This window comes from Zavarzinia compransoris (genome assembly GCF_003173055.1).
GTDB lineage: Bacteria > Pseudomonadota > Alphaproteobacteria > Zavarziniales > Zavarziniaceae > Zavarzinia > Zavarzinia compransoris.
Genome location: NZ_QGLF01000005.1, coordinates 391,234 through 409,488, shown reverse-complemented (window position 1 = coordinate 409,488; position 18,255 = coordinate 391,234). Strand labels below are relative to the sequence as shown.

Below are 18,255 nucleotides of genomic sequence, written 5' to 3'. Positions count from 1 at the left end.
CCCCTACCCCGTGCGGGTGACGGCGCTCGGCGCATTCACTTCCGCCGCCCGCTTCACCGCATCGTAATAGGATGGGAACGGCGGCCGGTCGACGTAACGCCCGGCGCCCCGGACCGTGCGCACGTCGCCATCCCTGTAGACGACGGCGCCGTTGGCGATGGTGACCGTGTTGATCCCCTTCACCACCATGCCCTCGAAGATGTTGAAATCGATCTTCTGGTGATGGCTGTCCTTCGAGATGGTGCGTTCCCGCGCCGGGTCCCAGATCACGATGTCGGCATCCGCGCCGGGCGCGATCAGGCCCTTCCTTGGATAGATGTTGAAGATCCGCGCCGCATTGGTCGAGGTGACGGCGACGAATTCGGACGGGGTCAGGCGCCCGCTGTTGACGCCATGGTGCCACAGCACATGCATCCGGTCCTCGACCCCGCCGGTGCCGTTCGGGATCTGGGTGAAATTATTGTGGCCCATGCGCTTCTGCGGCGTGCAGAAGCAGCAGTGGTCGGTCGCCGTCGTTTGCAGCATGCCGGCCTGAAGGCCGCGCCACAGCGCCTCCTGATGCGCCTTGGGGCGGAACGGCGGGCTCATGACATGGTGCGCGGCGTAATCCCAATCGTTATGGCGATAGACGCCGTCGTCGACCAGCAGATGGCCGGCCAGGACCTCGCCGAACACGCGCTGGCCCTCGTTCCGGGCCCTGGTGATCGCCTGCAGGCTTTCGATGCAGGAATTATGGACGATATAAAGGGGGACGTTCAGCACCTGGGCGATGCGGATGGCGCGGTCCGCCGCCTCGCCCTCCACCGCCGAGGGGCGGGACTGGGGATGTCCCTCCGGCCCGGTGATGCCCATGGCCAGCAATTGCTGCTGGAGATGGGCGACCAGCTCGCCGTTCTCGGCATGGACGGTGCACAGCGCCCCCAGTTCGCGCGCCCGGGTGAAGGAATTCACCAGCACCTCGTCGTCGCACATGATGGCGCCCTTGTAGGCCATGAAATGCTTGAAGCTGTTGACCCCCAGCTCGTTCACCAGGGTGCCCATGGCGGCGCGGACACTGTCGCTCCACCAGGTGACGGCGACGTGGAAACTGTAATCGGTCGCGGCCTTTCCGGCCCAGCCGCGCCAGGTGTGATAGGCGTCCAGCAAGTCCTGCTGCGGGCTGGGGATGACGAAATCGATGATCGTGGTGGTGCCGCCCACCGCGCCGGCCGTGGTGCCGGAATAGAAATCCTCGGACGCCACCGTGCCCATGAAGGGCAGTTCCATATGGGTATGGGGATCGATGCCGCCGGGCATGACATAGGCCCCGCCCGCATCGATCACCTCGGCGCCGGCCGGCGCCTCGAGGTCCGGGCCGACGGCGACCACCTTGCCGTCCGCGACCAGCACGTCGGCCCGTTGCGTGAAATCCGCATTGACCACCGTTCCGCCCTTGACCAGCAACGCCATCGCCGTGCCTCCCGCTTTTGAGAATGGACACCGAAAGGGTGGCGCCGCGCCCGATGGCGGGCACCACAAGGTTCATTACATCTTGTCCGTGACCACATGGGTCCAGGCGCCGACCGGCTCCTTGGTGATTACGGGGTCGGAACCGCCGGTCATGATGGTCTTCACCGTGCGCTCGTAGTCGGCGGGATCGAGGACGCCGGTGGTGCCCGCGGTGAGCAGGTTCACTTCCTTCATCATGCGGATCTGATGGGCCTCGGTCTGGGCGCCGGTCGCGTCGTTGTCGAGGACGATCTTGGCCGCCGCCTCAGGGTTTTCCCGGGCCCAGGCCCAGCCTTCCATCGACGCCTTGACGAATTTCCCCATGGCCTCGACGAACTTCGGGTCCTTCAGGCGGTCTTCGAGGACATAGAGACCGTCCTCGAGGGTCGCCACCCCTTCGTCCTCATACTTGAAGACGATCAGGTCCTCCGCCTTCAGGCCGCCGTCGATGACCTGCCAATATTCGTTGTAGGTCATGGTCGAGACGCAATCCGCCTGCTTCTGCAGGATGGGATCGACGTTGAAGCCCTGCTTCAGGACCGTAACCCCGGCCGGCCCGCCGCTGGTCGGGATGCCCAGCTTCGCCATCCAGGCGAGGAAGGGATATTCATTGCCGAAGAACCAGACGCCCAGCGTCTTGCCCGGGAAATCCGCCGGGGTCTTGATGCCGGTTTCCTTGCGACAGGTCAGCATCATGCCCGAGCGCTTGAACGGCTGGGCGATGTTGACCAGGGCGACGCCCTTCTCGCGCGAGGCGAGCGCCGAGGGCATCCAATCGATGATGACGTCGGCGCCGCCGCCGGCGATCACCTGGGGCGGGGCCACGTCGGGCCCGCCGGGGTTGATGGTGACGTCGAGCCCGGCCTTCTCGTAGAAGCCCTTTTCCTTGGCGACGTAATAGCCGGCGAATTGCGCCTGGGTCACCCACTTCAGTTGCAGGGTGACCTTTTCCGCCGCCTCGGCGGAAAAGGCGCCCAGCGCCGCCGCGAACAATGCCGCACCCGCGATCAGTCTCTTCATGCCCCGCACTCCCTTAATGTCGCTGACGATAGGAAGGATGCCAGAAGGTGAGCCGGCGTTCCGCCAGCGCCACCGTCCCGTAGAAAGCCGAACCGGCGATCGCGGCCAGCACGATCTCGGCCCAGACCATGTCCAGATTCATGCGCCCGACCTCGGTCGAGATGCGAAAGCCCATGCCGACGATGGGCGTGCCGAAGAATTCGGCAACGATGGCGCCGATCAGGGCCAGCGTCGAATTGATCTTCAGCGCGTTGAAGATGAAGGGCAAGGCCGCCGGCAGGCGCAACGCCAGCAAGGTCTGGCCATGGCCGGCGGCATAGGTGCGCAGCAATTCGCGCTCCGCCGTGCCGGCCGCAGCCAGCCCCGCCACCGTGTTCACCAGCATCGGGAAGAAGGTCATGATCACGACCACCGCCGCCTTCGACGGCCAGTCGAAGCCGAACCACATGACCATGATCGGCGCGATCCCGACGATCGGCAGGGCGGAGGCGAGATTGCCCAGGGGCAGCAGCCCCCGTTGCAGGAAAGGCACCCGATCGGCCAGCAGGGCGACCAGGAACCCGGCGCCGCAGCCGATCGCGTAACCGATCAGGACCGCCTGGAGGAAGGTCTGGCGGAAATCCGCCAGCAGCACGTCGAGCGAGCCGGCGAAACGCGCCGCGATCAGCCCCGGCGACGGCAGCAGCACCTGCGGCACGCCATAGCCGATGGTGACCGCCTGCCACAGGAACAGCAGCCACAGGCCGAACAGCAGCGGCACCGAAAGATCGGCCAGCAGCCGGCCGAAACGCCCCTCCAGGCGCGCCGCGGCCGCCAGCGACAGCCCCCGCCACAGCAACAGGGTCAGCGCGACCAGGGACAGGGCATAGCCGAACCCCGCCGTCCCCGCCCCCTGCCCGGTCAGGCAGGCGAGGGCGCCGGCAAAGGCGACCGCCAGGAAGACCAGGGCATGGCGGAGCGCCGTCATCGCCGCCCCCCCATGGCCCGCAACACCAGGCGTTCCGCAAGGCCGACCAGGGCGACCAGGACCGCCGCGAGCACGGCCGCCGCGACCAGCGCCGACCAGATCTGGATCGTCTGCCCGTAATAGGAGCCGGCAAGCAGGCGGGCGCCAAGGCCGGCCTGGGCCCCGGTCGGCAGTTCGGCGATGATCGCGCCGACCAGGCTGATCGACACCGCCACCTTCAGGCTGGCGAACAGGAAGGGCAGCGCCGACGGCCAGCGCAGGTAGCGGAAGACTTGGGCCCGGCCGGCGCTATAGGTCCGCATCAGGTCCATCTGCAACAGGTCCGGGGCCCGCAGCCCCTTCGCCATGCCGATGGCGACCGGAAAGAAGCAGAGATAGGTCGAAATCACCGCCTTGGGCACCAGCCCCTTCAGGCCGATGGCGCCGAGAACCACGATGATCATGGGCGCGATCGCCAGGATCGGAATGGTCTGGGAGGCGATGATCCAAGGCATCAGGCTTTTTTCCAGGACCCGGACATGGACGATCCCGACCGCGAGCAGGATGCCGAGCAAAGTGCCCGCGGCAAAACCGAGCAGGGTGGACGACAGCGTCACCCAGCCGTGATAGACGAGGCTGCGCTTCGAGGTGACATCGGTCTCCGCCACCGTCTTCCACAATTCCGCCAGCACCTGATGCGGCGCCGGCAGCAGCGGCCGCTCCTGCGCCCAGGTCGCCCGCACCAGATCGCCGAACGTCCAGTCCGCCCCCGCCCGGGCGAAGGCATCGATCTGCAAGGGCGCGTTCAGCCAGGCCGCCCCCGCATACCAGAGCACGACCAGCCCGAGGCCGACGACCGCGACCGGCAGCCCGCGCCCGACGACGGGACAGAAGGATTGGCGCAGGGCGGTCGTCGCGGCCATGGCGTCAATCCTCATAGGCGTGGCCGGCGCGCAGGCCCTCGCGCACCCGGTGGGCGACGGCGAGGAATGCCGGCGTCTCGCGGATGTCGAGGGTGCGGTCGCGCGGGAAGTCGGTCTCGATCACGTCGATGATGCGGCCCGGCCGGGGCGACATGACGACGATCTTGCTGGACAGGAACACCGCCTCCGGAATCGAATGGGTGACGAAGACCACCGTCTTGCCCGTGCGCTCCCAAAGGCGCAGCAATTGCTCGTTCAGATGGTCGCGCACGATCTCGTCCAGGGCGCCGAAGGGTTCGTCCATCAGCAGGAGATCAGGCTCGAAGGACAGCGCCCGCGCGATCGAGGCGCGCTGCTGCATGCCGCCCGAAAGCTGCCAGGGGAATTTCCGCTCGAAACCGGCCAGGTTCACCAGGGCCAGATATTGCCTGGCCCGGGCCTGCCGCTCCGCCTTGGGCAGGCCCATGATTTCAAGCGGCAGGGTCACGTTCCGCTCGATCGTCCGCCAGGGATAGAGCGCGGGGGCCTGGAAGACATAGCCATAGGCGCGGGCGAGGCGGGCCTGTTCGGGGCTGAGGCCGTTCACCTTGATAGTGCCCGCCGTCGCCCGTTCGAGATCGGCGATCACGCGCAGCAGCGTGGTCTTGCCGCAGCCGGACGGCCCGATGAAGGAGACGAAATCGCCCCGCTCGATGGCGAGATCGACATTGGACAAGGCATAGACCGGGCCGTCCCGCGTCTCGAACGTCAGGGACAGGCCGGCGATATCGACGGCGCGCCGCTTGTCCACGTGAATCTTGCCCACCTCAGGCGACCGCGCCCGCTTTTTCCAGGATGGCGCGGAGCAGCACCTGCCCCCCGGCCGAGACCCATTCCGGGGTCGCGTCCTCGATCTCGTTGTGGGAAATGCCGTCGATGCAGGGGATGAAGACCATGCCGGTGGGGGCGACACGCGCCAGGTAACAGGCGTCGTGGCCCGCGCCCGAAACCATGTCGCGCGCGGTGAAGCCGTGCTCGGCCACGCCTTTCCGCACCGCCTCGATGCAGCCGTCGTCGAAATGGACCGGGGCGTAGTAGAAGATCTGCTCGATCCCGGCATCGAGGCCGATCTCGCCGCAGATGCGGGCGACACCGTCGCGCATCGCCTTGTCCATGGCGGCCAGCGTCCCGTCCTCCGGGTGGCGGAAGTCGATGGTCATGAACACCTTGCCCGGGATGACGTTCCGGGAATTGGGATAGACCTGCATCATGCCGACCGTGGCGCAGGCGCGGGGCGCGAACTGAAGGCCGATCCGGTTGACCAGATCGACGATGCGGGCCGCCCCCAGCAGGGCATCCTTCCGCCTGGTCATCGGCGTCGGGCCGGCGTGGCTCTCGACCCCGGTGAGGTTCAATTCGTACCAGCGCTGGCCCTGGGCATCGGTGACGACGCCGATGGTCTTGCCCTCGGCTTCCAGGATCGGGCCCTGTTCGATATGGGCCTCGAAATAGGCATGGACCGGGCGGCCGACCTCGGCCGCGCCGGCATAGCCGATGCGCGCCAGTTCCTGGCCCATGGTCTTCCCTTCGACATCCGCCCGCGACAGGCCGTAGTCGAGATCGAAGACCCCGGCGAAGACGCCCGACGCCACCATGGCCGGAGCGAAGCGCGAGCCTTCCTCGTTGGTCCAGACCGCGACCTCGACCGGGTGTTCGGTCTCGAGGCCGAGATCGTTCAGGCTGCGCACCACCTCGAGCCCGGCGAGCACGCCGTAGACCCCGTCGAAACGGCCGCCGGTCGGCTGGCTGTCGAGATGGGAGCCGGTGACCACCGGCGGCAGGTCGTTGTTCCGGCCCGGGCGGCGGGCGAAGATATTGCCGATGCGATCGACGGTGATGCTGCAGCCGGCGGTCCGGCACCAGTCGACGAAAAGATCGCGGCCGGCCTTGTCGACATCGGTCAGGGCCAGGCGGCAGACCCCGCCCTTCGGCGTCGCGCCGATCTGCGCCATGTCCATCAGGCTTTGCCACAGGCGGTCGCCATTGATCGAAAGATTGCGCTGCTCGGCCATCATCGCACCCCGGTTTCACCCTTCGACTCAACGCACCAAACCTGACCGATCGGTCAAGACAGCTTCGCGCCGCCCCGCCCCGCGATCAACAAAATTTAAGCACCACTTTCGCCGTAGAACCAGGGGTGCCCAAGGATCGATCACTCATTCCGCCGCCTGCCGGTTCGGGTTGTTCGGGTGGGTGGTCCAATTGCTGTAGCTTTTGCCCATCTCGCGGCCGGTGCGGGGATCGATGCCGACCACCGGCTCCATGGTGATGCAGTCCTCGATCGGGCAGACGCTGGCGCAGAGATTGCAGCCGACGCATTCCTCGTCGATCACCTCGAACTTGCGCCTGCCGTCCACGGTCGCGGTGATCGCCTGATGGGACGTATCCTCGCAGGCGATGTGGCAGCGCCCGCAGGAGACGCATTTATCCGGGTCGATCCGCGCCTTCACCGCATAGTCGAGGTTCAGATATTGCCAGTCGGTGACGGTGGGCACGGCGCCGGCGACGAAATCGGCGGTGGCGCCATAGCCCTTGCCGTCCATCCAGGCGGACAGGCCGGTGAGCATTTCCTGCACCACACGGAAGCCATAGACCATGGCGGCGGTGCAGACCTGGACGTTGCCGGCGCCGAGCGCCATGAATTCCGCCGCATCGCGCCAGGTGGTGATGCCGCCGATGCCCGAGATCGGCAGGCCCCGGGTTTCCGCATCGCGGGCGATTTCCGCCACCATGTTCATGGCGATCGGCTTCACCGCCGGGCCGCAATAGCCGCCGTGGGTGCCCTTGCCATCGGTCGCGGGCGAGATCGCCATGGCATCGAGATCGACGCCGACGATCGAATTGATCGTATTGATCAGCGAAACCGCATCGGCACCGCCCCGTTTCGCCGCCCGCGCCGGGCCGCGGATATCGGCGATATTGGGGGTCAGCTTCACGATCACCGGCATGCGGCTGTGCTGCTTGCACCAGCGGGTGACCATTTCGACATAGTCCGGCACCTGCCCGACGGCGGAGCCCATGCCCCGTTCCGACATGCCGTGGGGACAGCCGAAATTCAATTCGACACCGTCCGCCTCGGTCTCCTCGACCTGCTTCAGGATCGCCTTCCAGCTGTCCTCGACACAGGGCACCATGAGGGAGACGACCAGCGCCCGGTCCTTCCAGTCGCGCTTCACCTGCTTGATTTCCTGGAGGTTCAACTCCAGCGGCCGGTCGGTGATCAATTCGATGTTGTTGAAGCCGAGCACGCGGCGGTCCGGCCCATGGATGGCGCCGTAACGCGGGCCGTTGACATTGACCACCGGCGGCCCCGCCTCGCCCAATGTCTTCCAGACCACGCCGCCCCAGCCCGCCCGATAGGCACGCACCACGTTATAGGCCTTGTCGGTCGGCGGCGCCGAGGCCAGCCAGAACGGATTGGGCGACTTGATGCCGGCGAAGGTGGACGTCAGATCAGCCATGCTCGCTCTCCCTCACGCCTTCAGATAGTGGTCGATGGCGCGGGCCGCCACCTTGCCGTCCTCGACCGCCGCGACGGTCAGGTCTTTTCCGCCGGCGATGCAGTCGCCCCCGGCCCAGACGCCGGGGCGCGACGTCGCCCGTTCCCCGTCCACCTTGATCCGCCCGCCCTCGAAAGCGAGGCCGTCCAGCCCCGGGGGCGCCAGCTTCTGCCCCACCGCCTCGAACACTTGATCGGCGGGGAGCGTCAGCGTCTCGCCCGTGCCGCCGGCATAGGCGAATTCAGCCGCCGTAACCCGGCCGTTCTCGCCGAGATAGCGCTTCGGCCGCAAGCAGGTCCGGATCCGGACGTCGCGGGTGCGCGCCACCTCGCGCTCATAGGGGCTGGCCTTCATCGCCGCCTCGTCGCCGCGATAGACGATGGTGACATCCTCCGCCCCGAGCAGGCGGGCCTGCACCGCGACATCGATCGCGGTCATGCCGCCGCCGATGACGACGACACGCCGCCCGACCGCCGCCGGCTCGCCCTGGCGCAGGCGGGCGATGAAGCCGACCGCATCGGCGATACCGGCAAGGCCGGCGCCCTCGATCCCCGCCGCATTGACCGCGCCGAGCCCGAGGCCGAGAAAGACCGCATCGAACCCGGCGGCCAGCCCGTCCAGGGTGACATCGGCGCCAAGGGCGCTGCCGTGGCGGATCTCGATCCCGCCGAGCCCGAGGATATAATCGACCTCGCGCTGGGCGATATTGCCCACCGCCTTATAGGCGGCGATGCCGTATTCGTTGAGGCCGCCCGCCTTCGGCCGCGCCTCGAACACGGTGACCGCATGGCCGGCCAGCGCCAGGGCATGGGCGCAGGCGAGGCCCGCCGGCCCGGCGCCGACCACCGCCACCACCTTCCCCGTCGGCGCCGCGCGGGTGAAGATCTGGCGGCCGTCGTCCAGCAGGGCATCGGTCGCATGGCGTTGCAGCAGGCCGATCTGCACCGGCGCCTGTTCGCCCGCGTTGCGGACGCAGGCTTCCTCGCACAATTGCTCGGTCGGGCAGACGCGGGCGCACATGCTGCCCATGATATTGCTGGCGAGGATGGTTTCCGCCGCGCCCAGGTCGTTGCCGGTCGCGATCTGGCGGATGAAGAGCGGAATGTCGATCGAGGTCGGGCAAGCGGTGGCGCAGGGCGCATCGTAACAGAAGTAGCAGCGCTCCGCCTCCACCCGCGCCGCATGGGCGCCCAGGGGCGCATGCAGGTCGGTGAAAATCGCCCCCTTGGGACAGGACCCGCCGTTCCCCATTGTGCTGCCCCCCATTGCGCCGTCCGCCATGGCCGTCTCCCGCTCGCGTTGCCGACCCGGAAAGCTGAACAAAACTTGATCAAACGGTCAAGATTTATCGATCGGCAAAAGCAATCATTTTTCGTCACATGCAACATCCGCCGGCAAGGGGCGCGGCAGGCGGGCGAAAGCTAGGCCATTTGGAGGTTGCCCGCCCCCGCCCACCCGGCACCATGAGCCCCGACAACCCGGCACGGAAACCGGGGCAAGGCGGGGGAACGGCATGGGCGGGGGACGGGTCGGCCTGATGGTCGCGGGCAGCATGATCATGGGCGCCGCCGGCGGTGCCGCGGCCCTGGCCACGGCCCAGCGCTATGCCGACCAATTCGTCTTTTCCGCCTCGGATGCCGATACCGGCAACACCATGCGCTCGGTCGACGAGACGACCTATGGCATCCTGCACGGCACCAATCTCTCGATCGACAGCAGCGCCTATTACAAGGGCCGCTTCTCCAACGGCCCGACCTATGCCGAACTGCTGCCCGCCTATTTCGGCTTCGGCTATGACGACACCCATAATTATGCCTGGGGCGGGGCGGCCACCGGGCCCTATGGCGCGCCGATCCCCCGCCCCTCGCTGCTCGATTTTGAGACGTTTCTCGCCGATGCCACCAACCCCGAGGTCATCCTCACCCTGCTGAACGGGCTCAGCGCCTCCCTGCCCCGGCTGATCGAAGATCCCTTGAATCTCGATCCGACCAACCTGGAGCGGATCCTGGCGCCCAGTTTCATTTCGATGTTCACCGGGCATCATTCGATGCGCGCCCAGGTCGACGAGTATCTGGCGGAAAATCCGGCCACGCGGCCGGATGCGCTCTATATCGCCGGCCCCGCCTACAACAATTATTACGCCTATGGCGATACCGACCCGGTGCGCCCGGTCGACGACCAGATGGGCATGATCGACGACCTCCATGGCGCCGGCGCCCGCGACTTCATGCTGCTGGCCTATGGCGGCAGCGACGAGGACGGCGGCGACGATGCCTATGCCGCCGCCCAGCGCGCCGAGACCATCGCCCGCACCAACCAGTGGAAGCGTGAACACCCGGGGTCCAACCTCTATGTCGTCGACCTCGGCAGCTTCATCGAGGAGGTGGAGAAGGACCCGGCGAAATACGGCTTCTCCGACGATTTCCGCGGCTGCGTGCAGACCGGCCAGGCCCTGGACGCCTGCCCGGACGACCGCCTGCGCTATGATTTCGTGCACCCCACCGCCAGCGCCCACCGCATGCTGGCCGAGGTCGCCTATGCCACCATCACCAGCGCCTATGAGGGCACGCGCCAGGGTGCCGCCCTGCCCGGGCTTGCCGGCACGCTGGCGGGCCGCCGCGCGGCCAATCTCGCCGCCGCCCTGGAGGCGGCGCCCGCCGCCGGCCTGCTTGCCCTCGGCGAGGGGATGGCCGGTGCCGCCGCGGGCGAGACCAGCCTCGGCCACCGCCTCGCCCGCTGGTTCGCCCGCGCAGCCCTTGGCTTCGGCACCCGCGACGAGGGCGACGGCCGCCAGGGTTACAGCTATGTCGCGGGCGGCATCGTCGGCGGCATCGAGGCGCTGCTCGACCATGGGTTCGGTCTCGGCCTCGCGCTTTCCTATGACTATCTCGATACGGATTACGATGGGGTCGGCGGCGGCCTCGGCCTGCATGCTTTCGGTGCCACCGTCTTCGGCACCTGGCAGGCCGGGCCCCTGGCGCTGCGGGCCGAAGCCGCCTATCACCGCGACCTCTATCGCGGCATCCGCCGCAACACCGGCTTTTCGATCGAACCCGAGGCCCGGGGCGAAACCGCCGGCGAGACCATGTCCGCCGGCCTCGAAAGCCGCTATGCCCTCGCCCTCGGCGACGGCATCACGCTGACGCCGGCGCTGTCGCTGCGCTATACCCGGGTCGCGGTCGACGGCTACGAGGAGCGGGGCGCGGGCGTCCTCAACCTCCGCATGGAGGCCCAGGACGAGGACTCGCTGATCGCCGCACTGGTGGTCGAGATCAACCGCCCCACCGCCTGGGAAACCTATCGGGTAACACCGTCGCTGCGCCTCGGCCTTGTCCGGGAATTGCTGGACCGCGACCGCCTTTTCGTCTCGTCCTTCTCCAGCGGGCAGATCACCGTCGCCCCCGTGGGCACCGGGGCACGGACGGCGGCGCTCGTCGGTCTCGGTCTCGACTTCGCCGCCGACGGGTTGCGCCCGGGGGCACGCCTCGCCTTCGCCTATGACGGCCGCCTTGCCAGCGACGGGCAGGATCACACGGTCAGCGCGTCCCTCCGCGTGCCCTTCGGGCCGTAACCCTCAGATGCCGGGAAAGGCGACCGCTTCCGGGCGCTTGATCTCGATCTCGACGAAAGCCATCGGCGCGGTGCCGCCGTTCATCACATCGTGGCGGATACCGGCCGGGCGCTGGTAAGTGTCGCCGGCCTTGCGCGGCACGTCGGTCACCGCTTCACCGTCATGGACGCGCATCACGCTGTCGGTCAGCAGGACGACGAAATAGGGCCAGCCGTGCTCGTGCCAGCCGGTCACGGCGCCGGGCGCGAAATCCCAGCGCGTGATCCGCACATTCTCGTCATCCTGCTGGACGGTCGGCACCGCCGGGATCTCGCAGACGAAGGCCATGTCAGGCGACGCCGGTGATGGCGTCGTTCAGGGCATTCATCAGGCCGTCGATGTCCTCGGGCGAGGAAATGAACGGCGGCGCCAGTTGCAGCGTGTCGCCGCCGTAACGGACATAGTACCCCGCCGCCCAGCATTTCAGCGAGATTTCATAGGGCCGCAGTGCCGGCTGGCCGTTCTTCGCCTCGAACTGGATCGCCCCGGCAAGGCCGAAGTTGCGGATGTCGGTGATGTGCTTCAGGCCCTTCAGGCCGTGGATCGCCTCCTCGAAATAGGCCGCGAGTTGGCGGGCGCGTTCGGGGATGCGGTCCTTCTCGAAGATGTCCATGGCGGCAAGCCCGGCAGCACAGGCGACCGGATGGCCCGAATAAGTATAGCCATGGGGGAATTCGACCAGATAGTCCGGCCCGCCGACAGCCATGAAGGTATCGTAGATTTCCTTGGTCGCGATCACCGCGCCCATGGGCACGGTGCCGTTGGTCAGGCCCTTGGCCACATTCATGATGTCGGGCGTAACGCCAAAGGCATCGGCGCCGAAATTATAGCCGGTGCGGCCGAAGCCGGTAATCACCTCGTCGAAGATCAGCAGGATATTGTGCTTGTCGCAGAGCGCCCGCAGGCGCTGGAGGTAACCCTTGGGCGGCACCACCACGCCGGCGGAACCCGAGAACGGCTCGACGATCACGGCGGCGATGTTCGAGGCATCGTGCAGGGCGACGATTTCCTCCAGCGCATCGGCCAGCTGCACCCCGCCATTTTCCGGCAAGCCCTTCGAGAAGGCGTTTTCCGGCAGCAGGGTATGGGGCAGGTGGTCCGTATCCAGCAGCGTGCCATAGAGCTTGCGATTGCCGCCGATACCGCCCAGGCTCATGCCGCCGAAATTGACGCCGTGATAGCCCTTGGCCCGGCCGATCAGCTTGGTCTTGGTCGGCAGGCCCTTCAGGCGCCAATAGGCCCTGGCCATCTTCAGCGAGGTATCGGCGGATTCCGAGCCCGAGCCGGTGAAGAAGACATAGTCGAGGCCGGCCGGCGTCAGGCTCGCCACCTTGTTGGCCAGCTGGAAGGCGCTCGGGTGGCTGAACTGGAAGCCGGGGGCATAGTCGAGTTCGGCGATCTGGCGCGACACCGCCTCGACGATTTCCCTCCGCCGGTGGCCGGAACCGGTACACCAAAGGCCGGACAGGCTGTCATAGATCTTGCGCCCCTCGGCATCGGTGAAATGGCTGCCCTCGGCCGAGACCACCATGCGCGGGTTTTCCTTGAATTCCCGGTTGGCGGTATAGGGCATCCAATAGGCTTCCAGCTCGTCGCGGGACAGGCCCGCGGCTTTCGCCGGGTCGAACAGGGTCATCGCCATCTCCATGGATATTGCCCCCAGCATGCGCCCGGTTTTACCCTCTTCATATCCATGAGTATTTTCATTCAGTTCAGGGATTCTTGACCCATGGCCCGCGCCAAAGCCCTGCCGCCCGCCGGCGACATCGAGATCCGCCTGCTGCGGATCTTTCGCGCCGTGGTCGATTGCGGCGGCTTCACCGCGGCGGAAGTGGAACTGAACATCGGCCGCGCCGCCATTTCGATGCATATGGCCGACCTCGAAAAACGCCTGGGCCTGCGCCTGTGCCAGCGCGGCCGGGCCGGCTTTTCCCTGACCGAGGAAGGCCGGCAGGTGCACGCGGCCTGCCTGCGCCTGTTCTCCGCCCTGGAGAATTTCCGCACCGAGGTCGATACGCTGCATGCCCGCCTGCGCGGCGCCCTCGATATCGGCATCATCGACAATCTGGTCACCATGCCGCGCATGCAGGTGACCGATGCGCTGGCCGCCCTCAAGGCCGCCGGCCCCGACGTCCGGGTCAATATCCGCATGATCCCGCCGAACGACATCGAGCGCGGCGTGCTCGACGGCTCGCTCCACATCGGCGTGACGCCGGCGCTGCGCGTGCTGCCCGGCCTCGACTACCGCCCGCTCTATGACGAGGATTCCCGCCTCTACTGCGGCGCCGGCCATCCCCTCTTCACCCTGGCGGACGAGGCGATCACCGACGAGCAGATCGCCCGCGCCGAAGCCGTCGCCCCGACCTATGCCCAGACCCTGGAAGCCCGCGCCCTGCACCGCCCCCTGCGCACCACGGCGACCGCGACCGACCGCGAGGGCGTGGCCTTCCTCATCCTCACCGGGCGCTACATCGGCTATCTGCCCACCCATTATGCCGAACTCTGGGTCGGACAGGGCCGCATGCGGGCGCTGCGGCCGGACGACTACCGCTACACCACCGAATTCCGCATCGTCACCGCCAAGGGCCGCCAGCCCAATCTCGTGCTCCGCACCTATCTGGCCCTGCTGGAGCGGGACACCGGCCTAGCGGCGCCGGCAGCGGAACCCCGCGACCTTCGATTTGACAGTGATGCGGGGTGATCCGCAACAGCCGCGGCGCCAGTTGCTTCCCGCAGCCGCCGAGGGCGGCGGCTCTCATCCACGGGCCCCGGCGGTGAACAGGGCCGCCAGCCGGTCCGGGTCGATCGCCGGCACCACCCGGCCCTTGCGCCCGACCATGGTTTCCGCCGCGACCATGGCGTTGACCACCGCTTCCTCCACGATCTCGACCGCCGCCATGTAGAAGGCGTCGAGATCGTCGTTGGCGATGGCGTTCAGGGTGAAAAGCGCCGGTTCCGGCAGGGGGCCCGGGTCGTTCGCCGTGGTGAAGGCGAAGAAAATATCGCCGGAGGAATTGCCCGACGGCGTGCCGTGGCGGCCGATGCCGATGGCCGCCCGCCGCGCCAGCCGTTCCAATTGGCCGGGCAGCAGGGGCGCGTCGGTCGCCAGGATGACGATGATCGAGCCCGTCTCCTTCGACCAGATCGGGGCGGGCGGCATGATCTCGCCGATGCGCCGGCCGCAGATCTCCAGCCAGGGCCCGCGGCCGTGGTTGGCCTGGACCAGGCCGCCCACGGTGTAATCCCCCGCGCGCACCCGCACCCGGCGCGAGGCGGTGCCGGTGCCGCCCTTGTATTCATAGGCGATCATGCCGGTGCCGCCGCCGACGTTGCCCTCCGCCACCGGGCCGGCGCTGGCACCGTCGAGGGCGGCGAAGACATGGTCCTCGGTCACATGCAGGCCGCAGATATCGTTCAGCCAGCCGTCGTAAGTCTCGCCCACCACGGGCAGCAGCCACAGGTCGTCCGCCGCCTCGGCGAAGCGGCGCATCATCCAGCGGTTGATGCCGTGATGGACCAGGCCGAGCGAGGCGGTATTGGTGATGGCGATGGGGCCGACGCTCCAGCCGCCGTCGCGCACCCAATGGGCGCCGGTCAATTCGCCGTTGCCGTTCATCGAAAAGACGCCGGACCAGACCGGGTGCAGCAATTGCCCCGCCGGCCGGGGCAGGATCGCGGTGACGCCGGTGCGCACCGGCCCGTCGGCCTCGATCAGGGTGGTGACCCCGACCGTCACCCCCGGAACATCGGTGATCGCATTGAGGGGGCCGGGCGTGCCGCGGAACGGAATGCCCAGGGCGCGGGCGCGGCGGCGGCCGTTCGGGGCAACCAGGGCATCGGTCATCGCAATCCTCCCATCCGGCCATCAGCATGGCAGGCCGGCGATAGCGGCGGCAAGCGCGCCTTGCCCCTTGCATCGCGGGCCGGCGCCGCCTTCCATGGCGCCGGATCCATTCCAGGGAGGCGCACATGCATATCGAACTTGGCGGCAAGACCGCCCTCGTCACCGGATCGACCGGCGGCATCGGCAAGGCGATCGCGACCGGGCTTGCCGCCGCCGGCGCCAGGGTCGCGATCAACGGCCGGGGCGCGGAACGGGTCGCCGCCGCGATCGAGGCGATCGGGGCCCGATGCCCGGGTGCCGAACTGATCGCCGCCCCGGGCGACATCGGCACCGCGGACGGCGTGGCGGCGGTGGTCGCGGCCCTGCCCGCCGTCGACATCCTGGTGAACAATGCCGGGATCTTCGCGCCCCAGGGCTTCTTCGACATTCCCGACAGCGAATGGACCCGGTTCTTCGAGGTCAACGTCCTCTCCGGCGTACGGCTGGCGCGGGCCTATATGCCGGGGATGCTGGCGGCGAACTGGGGCCGGATCGTCTTCATCTCGTCCGAATCCGCCCTCCACATCCCGGCCGAGATGATCCATTACGGCGTCTCGAAGACGGCGCAACTGGCCGTCTCGCGCGGGCTGGCGGAATTGACGGCGGGCACCGGCGTCACCGTCAACAGCGTGCTGCCGGGCCCGACGCGCTCGGACGGGGTCGAAGACTTCCTGACCGCCATGGCCGGCGGCGGCGGCGGCGGGATCGACGACATCGCCGCCGGCTTCGTGAAGCAATTGCGCCCGACCTCGCTGCTGCAACGCTTCGCCACGGTCGAGGAAGTGGCGAACATGGTGGTCTATGCCTGTTCCAAACAGGCCTCCGCCACCAATGGCGCGGCGCTGCGGGTCGAGGGGGGTATCGTCCGCACCATCGCCTGATCAGGCCAGCCGGGTATAGCGCTGAAGGGCCGCCGCCAGGGCATCGAAGACGAGGCGGATGCGGCGGCTCGGCCACAGGTCTTCGTGCACCACCAGCCAGACCGGCAGGCGCGGCGCGAAATCATCGGCCAGCACGGGCACCAGGGCCGGCTCCAGCGCCAGCGCGCATTGGCAGACGCCGATGCCGCAGCCGGCCCGGACCATGGCCAATTGCGCCACCTGGTGGTCGACCCTCAGGGTGAAACCTTCCGGGTTCAGCCGCTCCGCCCCCGGGACGCCGCGGATCGCCGCCGTGTCGCGGTCGGGCCCGATCAGGTCGTGGCCGGCGAGATCGGCCAGGCTCCCGGGCAGGCCCCGCCGCGCCACGTAGTCCGGGGCGGCGAACAGCCCCAGGCGGATCTCGCCGATGTGGCGGGCGACCAGCGCCCCTTGCGTCGGCGCGACCATGCGGATGGCGAGATCCGCATCCTGGCGCGACAGGTCCTCCGCCCGGTTGGACAGGGACAATTCGATGCGGATGCCCGGCTCGCGGCGCCGCAGGTCGGCCAGGATCGGCGGCAGCACCGCCCCGCCCACCACGTCGCTGGCCGTGATCCGCACCGTGCCCGCCGCCGCGCCCGCGCCGGCGGAGGCCCGGCGGCGCAATACCGCCGCCGCCGCCGCCATCGCCGCCGCCTGCGGGCGGATCAGGCGGGCGGTCTCGGTCGGGGTCAGGCCGCGCGGCGAGCGGGTGAACAGGGGCACGCCCAGCGCCGTCTCCAGCCCCTCGATGTGATGGCCGACGGTCGGCTGGGTCAGGCCCAGGGCCCGCGCCGCGGCCGACAGGCTGCCCTCGTCGAGGACGGCCAGAAAACTGCGGTAAAATTCCCAGGACGGCTCGTCACTCATAAAATTTCTTATATCAGATGCTGATATTTCCACAATTTTCCTTTTGCTCTCGCGGCCGCATCGTCCCCTCGACAACCTTCGGGAGACGATGATGACGACAGCGACGAAACCCCTCGCCCTGGTCCTGGGCGCCACCGGCGGCATCGGCGGCGCCACAGCCCGGGCCCTGGCCGCCCGGGGCTGGCAGGTCCGCGCCCTGGCCCGCGACCTCGCCCGGGTCGACCGCGCCCTGCCGGTCGACTGGGTGCAGGGCGATGCCCTGCAGGCGGCGGAGGTGACCGCGGCGGCGGCGGGCGCCCGTGTCATCGTCCATGCCGTCAACCCGCCCGGCTATCGCAATTGGGCCGGCCTCGTCCTGCCCATGCTGCGCGCGACCCTTGCCGCCGGCCGCGCCCATGGTGCCCGTATCGTGCTGCCGGGCACGGTCTACAACTACGCCGCCGACGGCCCGGAACTGGTGGCGGAGGACGCGCCGCAGGCGACCACCACCCGCAAGGGCCGCCTCCGCATCGAGATGGAGGCGGCGCTCGAAGCCTCGGGCCTGAAGGTGCTGATCGTCCGGGCCGGCGATTTCTTCGGCCCGCACAGCGCCAATTCCTGGTTCGGCCAGGTGGTGGTGCCGGCCGGCCGGCCGCTGGCGGCGATCACCGATCCCGGCCGGCCCGGGGTCGGCCATGCCTGGGCCTATCTGCCCGATGTCGCCGAAACCATCGCCCGCCTGCTCGGGCGCGAGGGCGAATTGGCCCGCTTCGAGCGTTTCCACATGGCCGGCCATTGGTTCGCCGACGGTGCCGACCTGGCGGCGGCGATCCGCGCGGCGGCGGGGCGGCCGGACCTGCCCCTGAAGCGCTTTCCCTGGCCCCTGGTCCGCCTTGCCGCGCCCGTGGTGCCGCTGTTCCGGGAATTGTCCGAAATGCGTTACCTGTGGCGCCGGCCGCTCCGCCTCGACAACCGCAAGCTCGTCGCCTTTCTGGGGGCGGAGCCGCATACGCCGGCGGTGACCGCGCTCAGGGCCAGCCTCGCCGGCCTCGGCTGCCTGCCGGACGCCGCGGCCATGCCCGTCCCCGCACATTAAGA

16 protein-coding genes are annotated in these 18,255 nt (G+C 68.4%); 4 read left to right on the top strand and 12 right to left on the bottom strand.

The window, feature by feature from the left end; genetic code table 11:
• Positions 1–3 precede the first annotated feature (3 nt).
• The 8 genes from hydA to DKG75_RS18805 form a co-directional block, all read right to left on the bottom strand.
• The gene (hydA, locus tag DKG75_RS18840) at positions 4–1,449 is read right to left on the bottom strand and encodes a dihydropyrimidinase (protein ID WP_109922708.1); all 1,446 of its coding nucleotides are present in this window, start codon (positions 1,447–1,449) and stop codon (positions 4–6) included.
• A gap of 75 nt (positions 1,450–1,524) precedes the next feature.
• Positions 1,525–2,508 carry an ABC transporter substrate-binding protein gene (locus DKG75_RS18835; protein WP_109922707.1) on the bottom strand — a complete coding sequence of 328 codons (984 nt, stop codon included), beginning with the start codon at positions 2,506–2,508 and terminating at the stop codon, positions 1,525–1,527.
• A gap of 13 nt (positions 2,509–2,521) precedes the next feature.
• A complete protein-coding gene (locus DKG75_RS18830) occupies positions 2,522–3,475 on the bottom strand; it encodes an ABC transporter permease (protein ID WP_109922706.1) in 954 nt (317 codons plus the stop codon).
• Positions 3,472–4,377 carry an ABC transporter permease gene (locus DKG75_RS18825; RefSeq protein WP_109922705.1) on the bottom strand — a complete coding sequence of 302 codons (906 nt, stop codon included), beginning with the start codon at positions 4,375–4,377 and terminating at the stop codon, positions 3,472–3,474. The genes DKG75_RS18830 and DKG75_RS18825 overlap by 4 nt, the downstream gene beginning before the upstream one ends.
• Positions 4,378–4,381: 4 nt before the next feature.
• Entirely contained in the window at positions 4,382–5,167 is a 786-nt protein-coding gene (locus tag DKG75_RS18820; protein WP_109922909.1) for an ABC transporter ATP-binding protein, read from the bottom strand.
• Positions 5,168–5,183: 16 nt separating this feature from the next.
• Positions 5,184–6,428: a Zn-dependent hydrolase gene (locus DKG75_RS18815; RefSeq protein WP_109922908.1), complete on the bottom strand. Its 1,245-nt coding sequence runs from the start codon at positions 6,426–6,428 to the stop codon at positions 5,184–5,186.
• Between the two features lie 144 nt (positions 6,429–6,572).
• Complete coding sequence (preA, locus tag DKG75_RS18810; protein ID WP_109922704.1) at positions 6,573–7,877, bottom strand: NAD-dependent dihydropyrimidine dehydrogenase subunit PreA; 1,305 nt, start codon at positions 7,875–7,877, stop codon at positions 6,573–6,575.
• 12 nt (positions 7,878–7,889) lie between these two features.
• A complete protein-coding gene (locus DKG75_RS18805) occupies positions 7,890–9,197 on the bottom strand; it encodes an NAD(P)-dependent oxidoreductase (RefSeq protein WP_243746407.1) in 1,308 nt (435 codons plus the stop codon).
• A 232-nt stretch (positions 9,198–9,429) separates the two neighbouring features.
• Here DKG75_RS18805 and DKG75_RS18800 point away from each other — a divergent pair, with 232 nt between their 5' ends.
• Positions 9,430–11,487, top strand: a complete 2,058-nt coding sequence (locus tag DKG75_RS18800; RefSeq protein ID WP_109922702.1) for an autotransporter domain-containing protein — start codon at positions 9,430–9,432, stop codon at positions 11,485–11,487.
• A gap of 3 nt (positions 11,488–11,490) precedes the next feature.
• On the opposite strand, the gene DKG75_RS18795 is transcribed toward DKG75_RS18800, so the two are convergent.
• Together DKG75_RS18795 and aptA are read right to left on the bottom strand one after the other, a co-directional pair.
• The gene (locus DKG75_RS18795) at positions 11,491–11,814 is read right to left on the bottom strand and encodes a cupin domain-containing protein (protein ID WP_109922701.1); all 324 of its coding nucleotides are present in this window, start codon (positions 11,812–11,814) and stop codon (positions 11,491–11,493) included.
• A gap of 1 nt (position 11,815) precedes the next feature.
• Positions 11,816–13,162: an omega-aminotransferase AptA gene (gene aptA, locus DKG75_RS18790; protein WP_109922907.1), complete on the bottom strand. Its 1,347-nt coding sequence runs from the start codon at positions 13,160–13,162 to the stop codon at positions 11,816–11,818.
• Positions 13,163–13,255: 93 nt separating this feature from the next.
• On the opposite strand from aptA, the gene DKG75_RS18785 reads away from it, so the two are divergent.
• A complete protein-coding gene (locus DKG75_RS18785) occupies positions 13,256–14,227 on the top strand; it encodes a LysR family transcriptional regulator (protein WP_109922700.1) in 972 nt (323 codons plus the stop codon).
• 54 nt (positions 14,228–14,281) lie between these two features.
• On the opposite strand, the gene DKG75_RS18780 is transcribed toward DKG75_RS18785, so the two are convergent.
• On the bottom strand, positions 14,282–15,370 hold the full coding sequence (locus DKG75_RS18780; RefSeq protein WP_109922699.1) for a DmpA family aminopeptidase: 1,089 nt from the start codon (positions 15,368–15,370) through the stop codon (positions 14,282–14,284).
• 125 nt (positions 15,371–15,495) lie between these two features.
• Between DKG75_RS18780 and DKG75_RS18775 the strand changes: the two genes are divergently transcribed.
• The gene (locus DKG75_RS18775) at positions 15,496–16,290 is read left to right on the top strand and encodes an SDR family NAD(P)-dependent oxidoreductase (protein ID WP_109922698.1); all 795 of its coding nucleotides are present in this window, start codon (positions 15,496–15,498) and stop codon (positions 16,288–16,290) included.
• Here DKG75_RS18775 and DKG75_RS18770 read toward each other — a convergent pair whose 3' ends face one another.
• Complete coding sequence (locus DKG75_RS18770) at positions 16,291–17,178, bottom strand: LysR family transcriptional regulator (RefSeq protein ID WP_109922697.1); 888 nt, start codon at positions 17,176–17,178, stop codon at positions 16,291–16,293.
• An 88-nt stretch (positions 17,179–17,266) separates the two neighbouring features.
• Here DKG75_RS18770 and DKG75_RS18765 point away from each other — a divergent pair, with 88 nt between their 5' ends.
• Positions 17,267–18,253, top strand: a complete 987-nt coding sequence (locus DKG75_RS18765; RefSeq protein WP_243746406.1) for an NAD(P)H-binding protein — start codon at positions 17,267–17,269, stop codon at positions 18,251–18,253.
• Positions 18,254–18,255 lie beyond the last annotated feature (2 nt).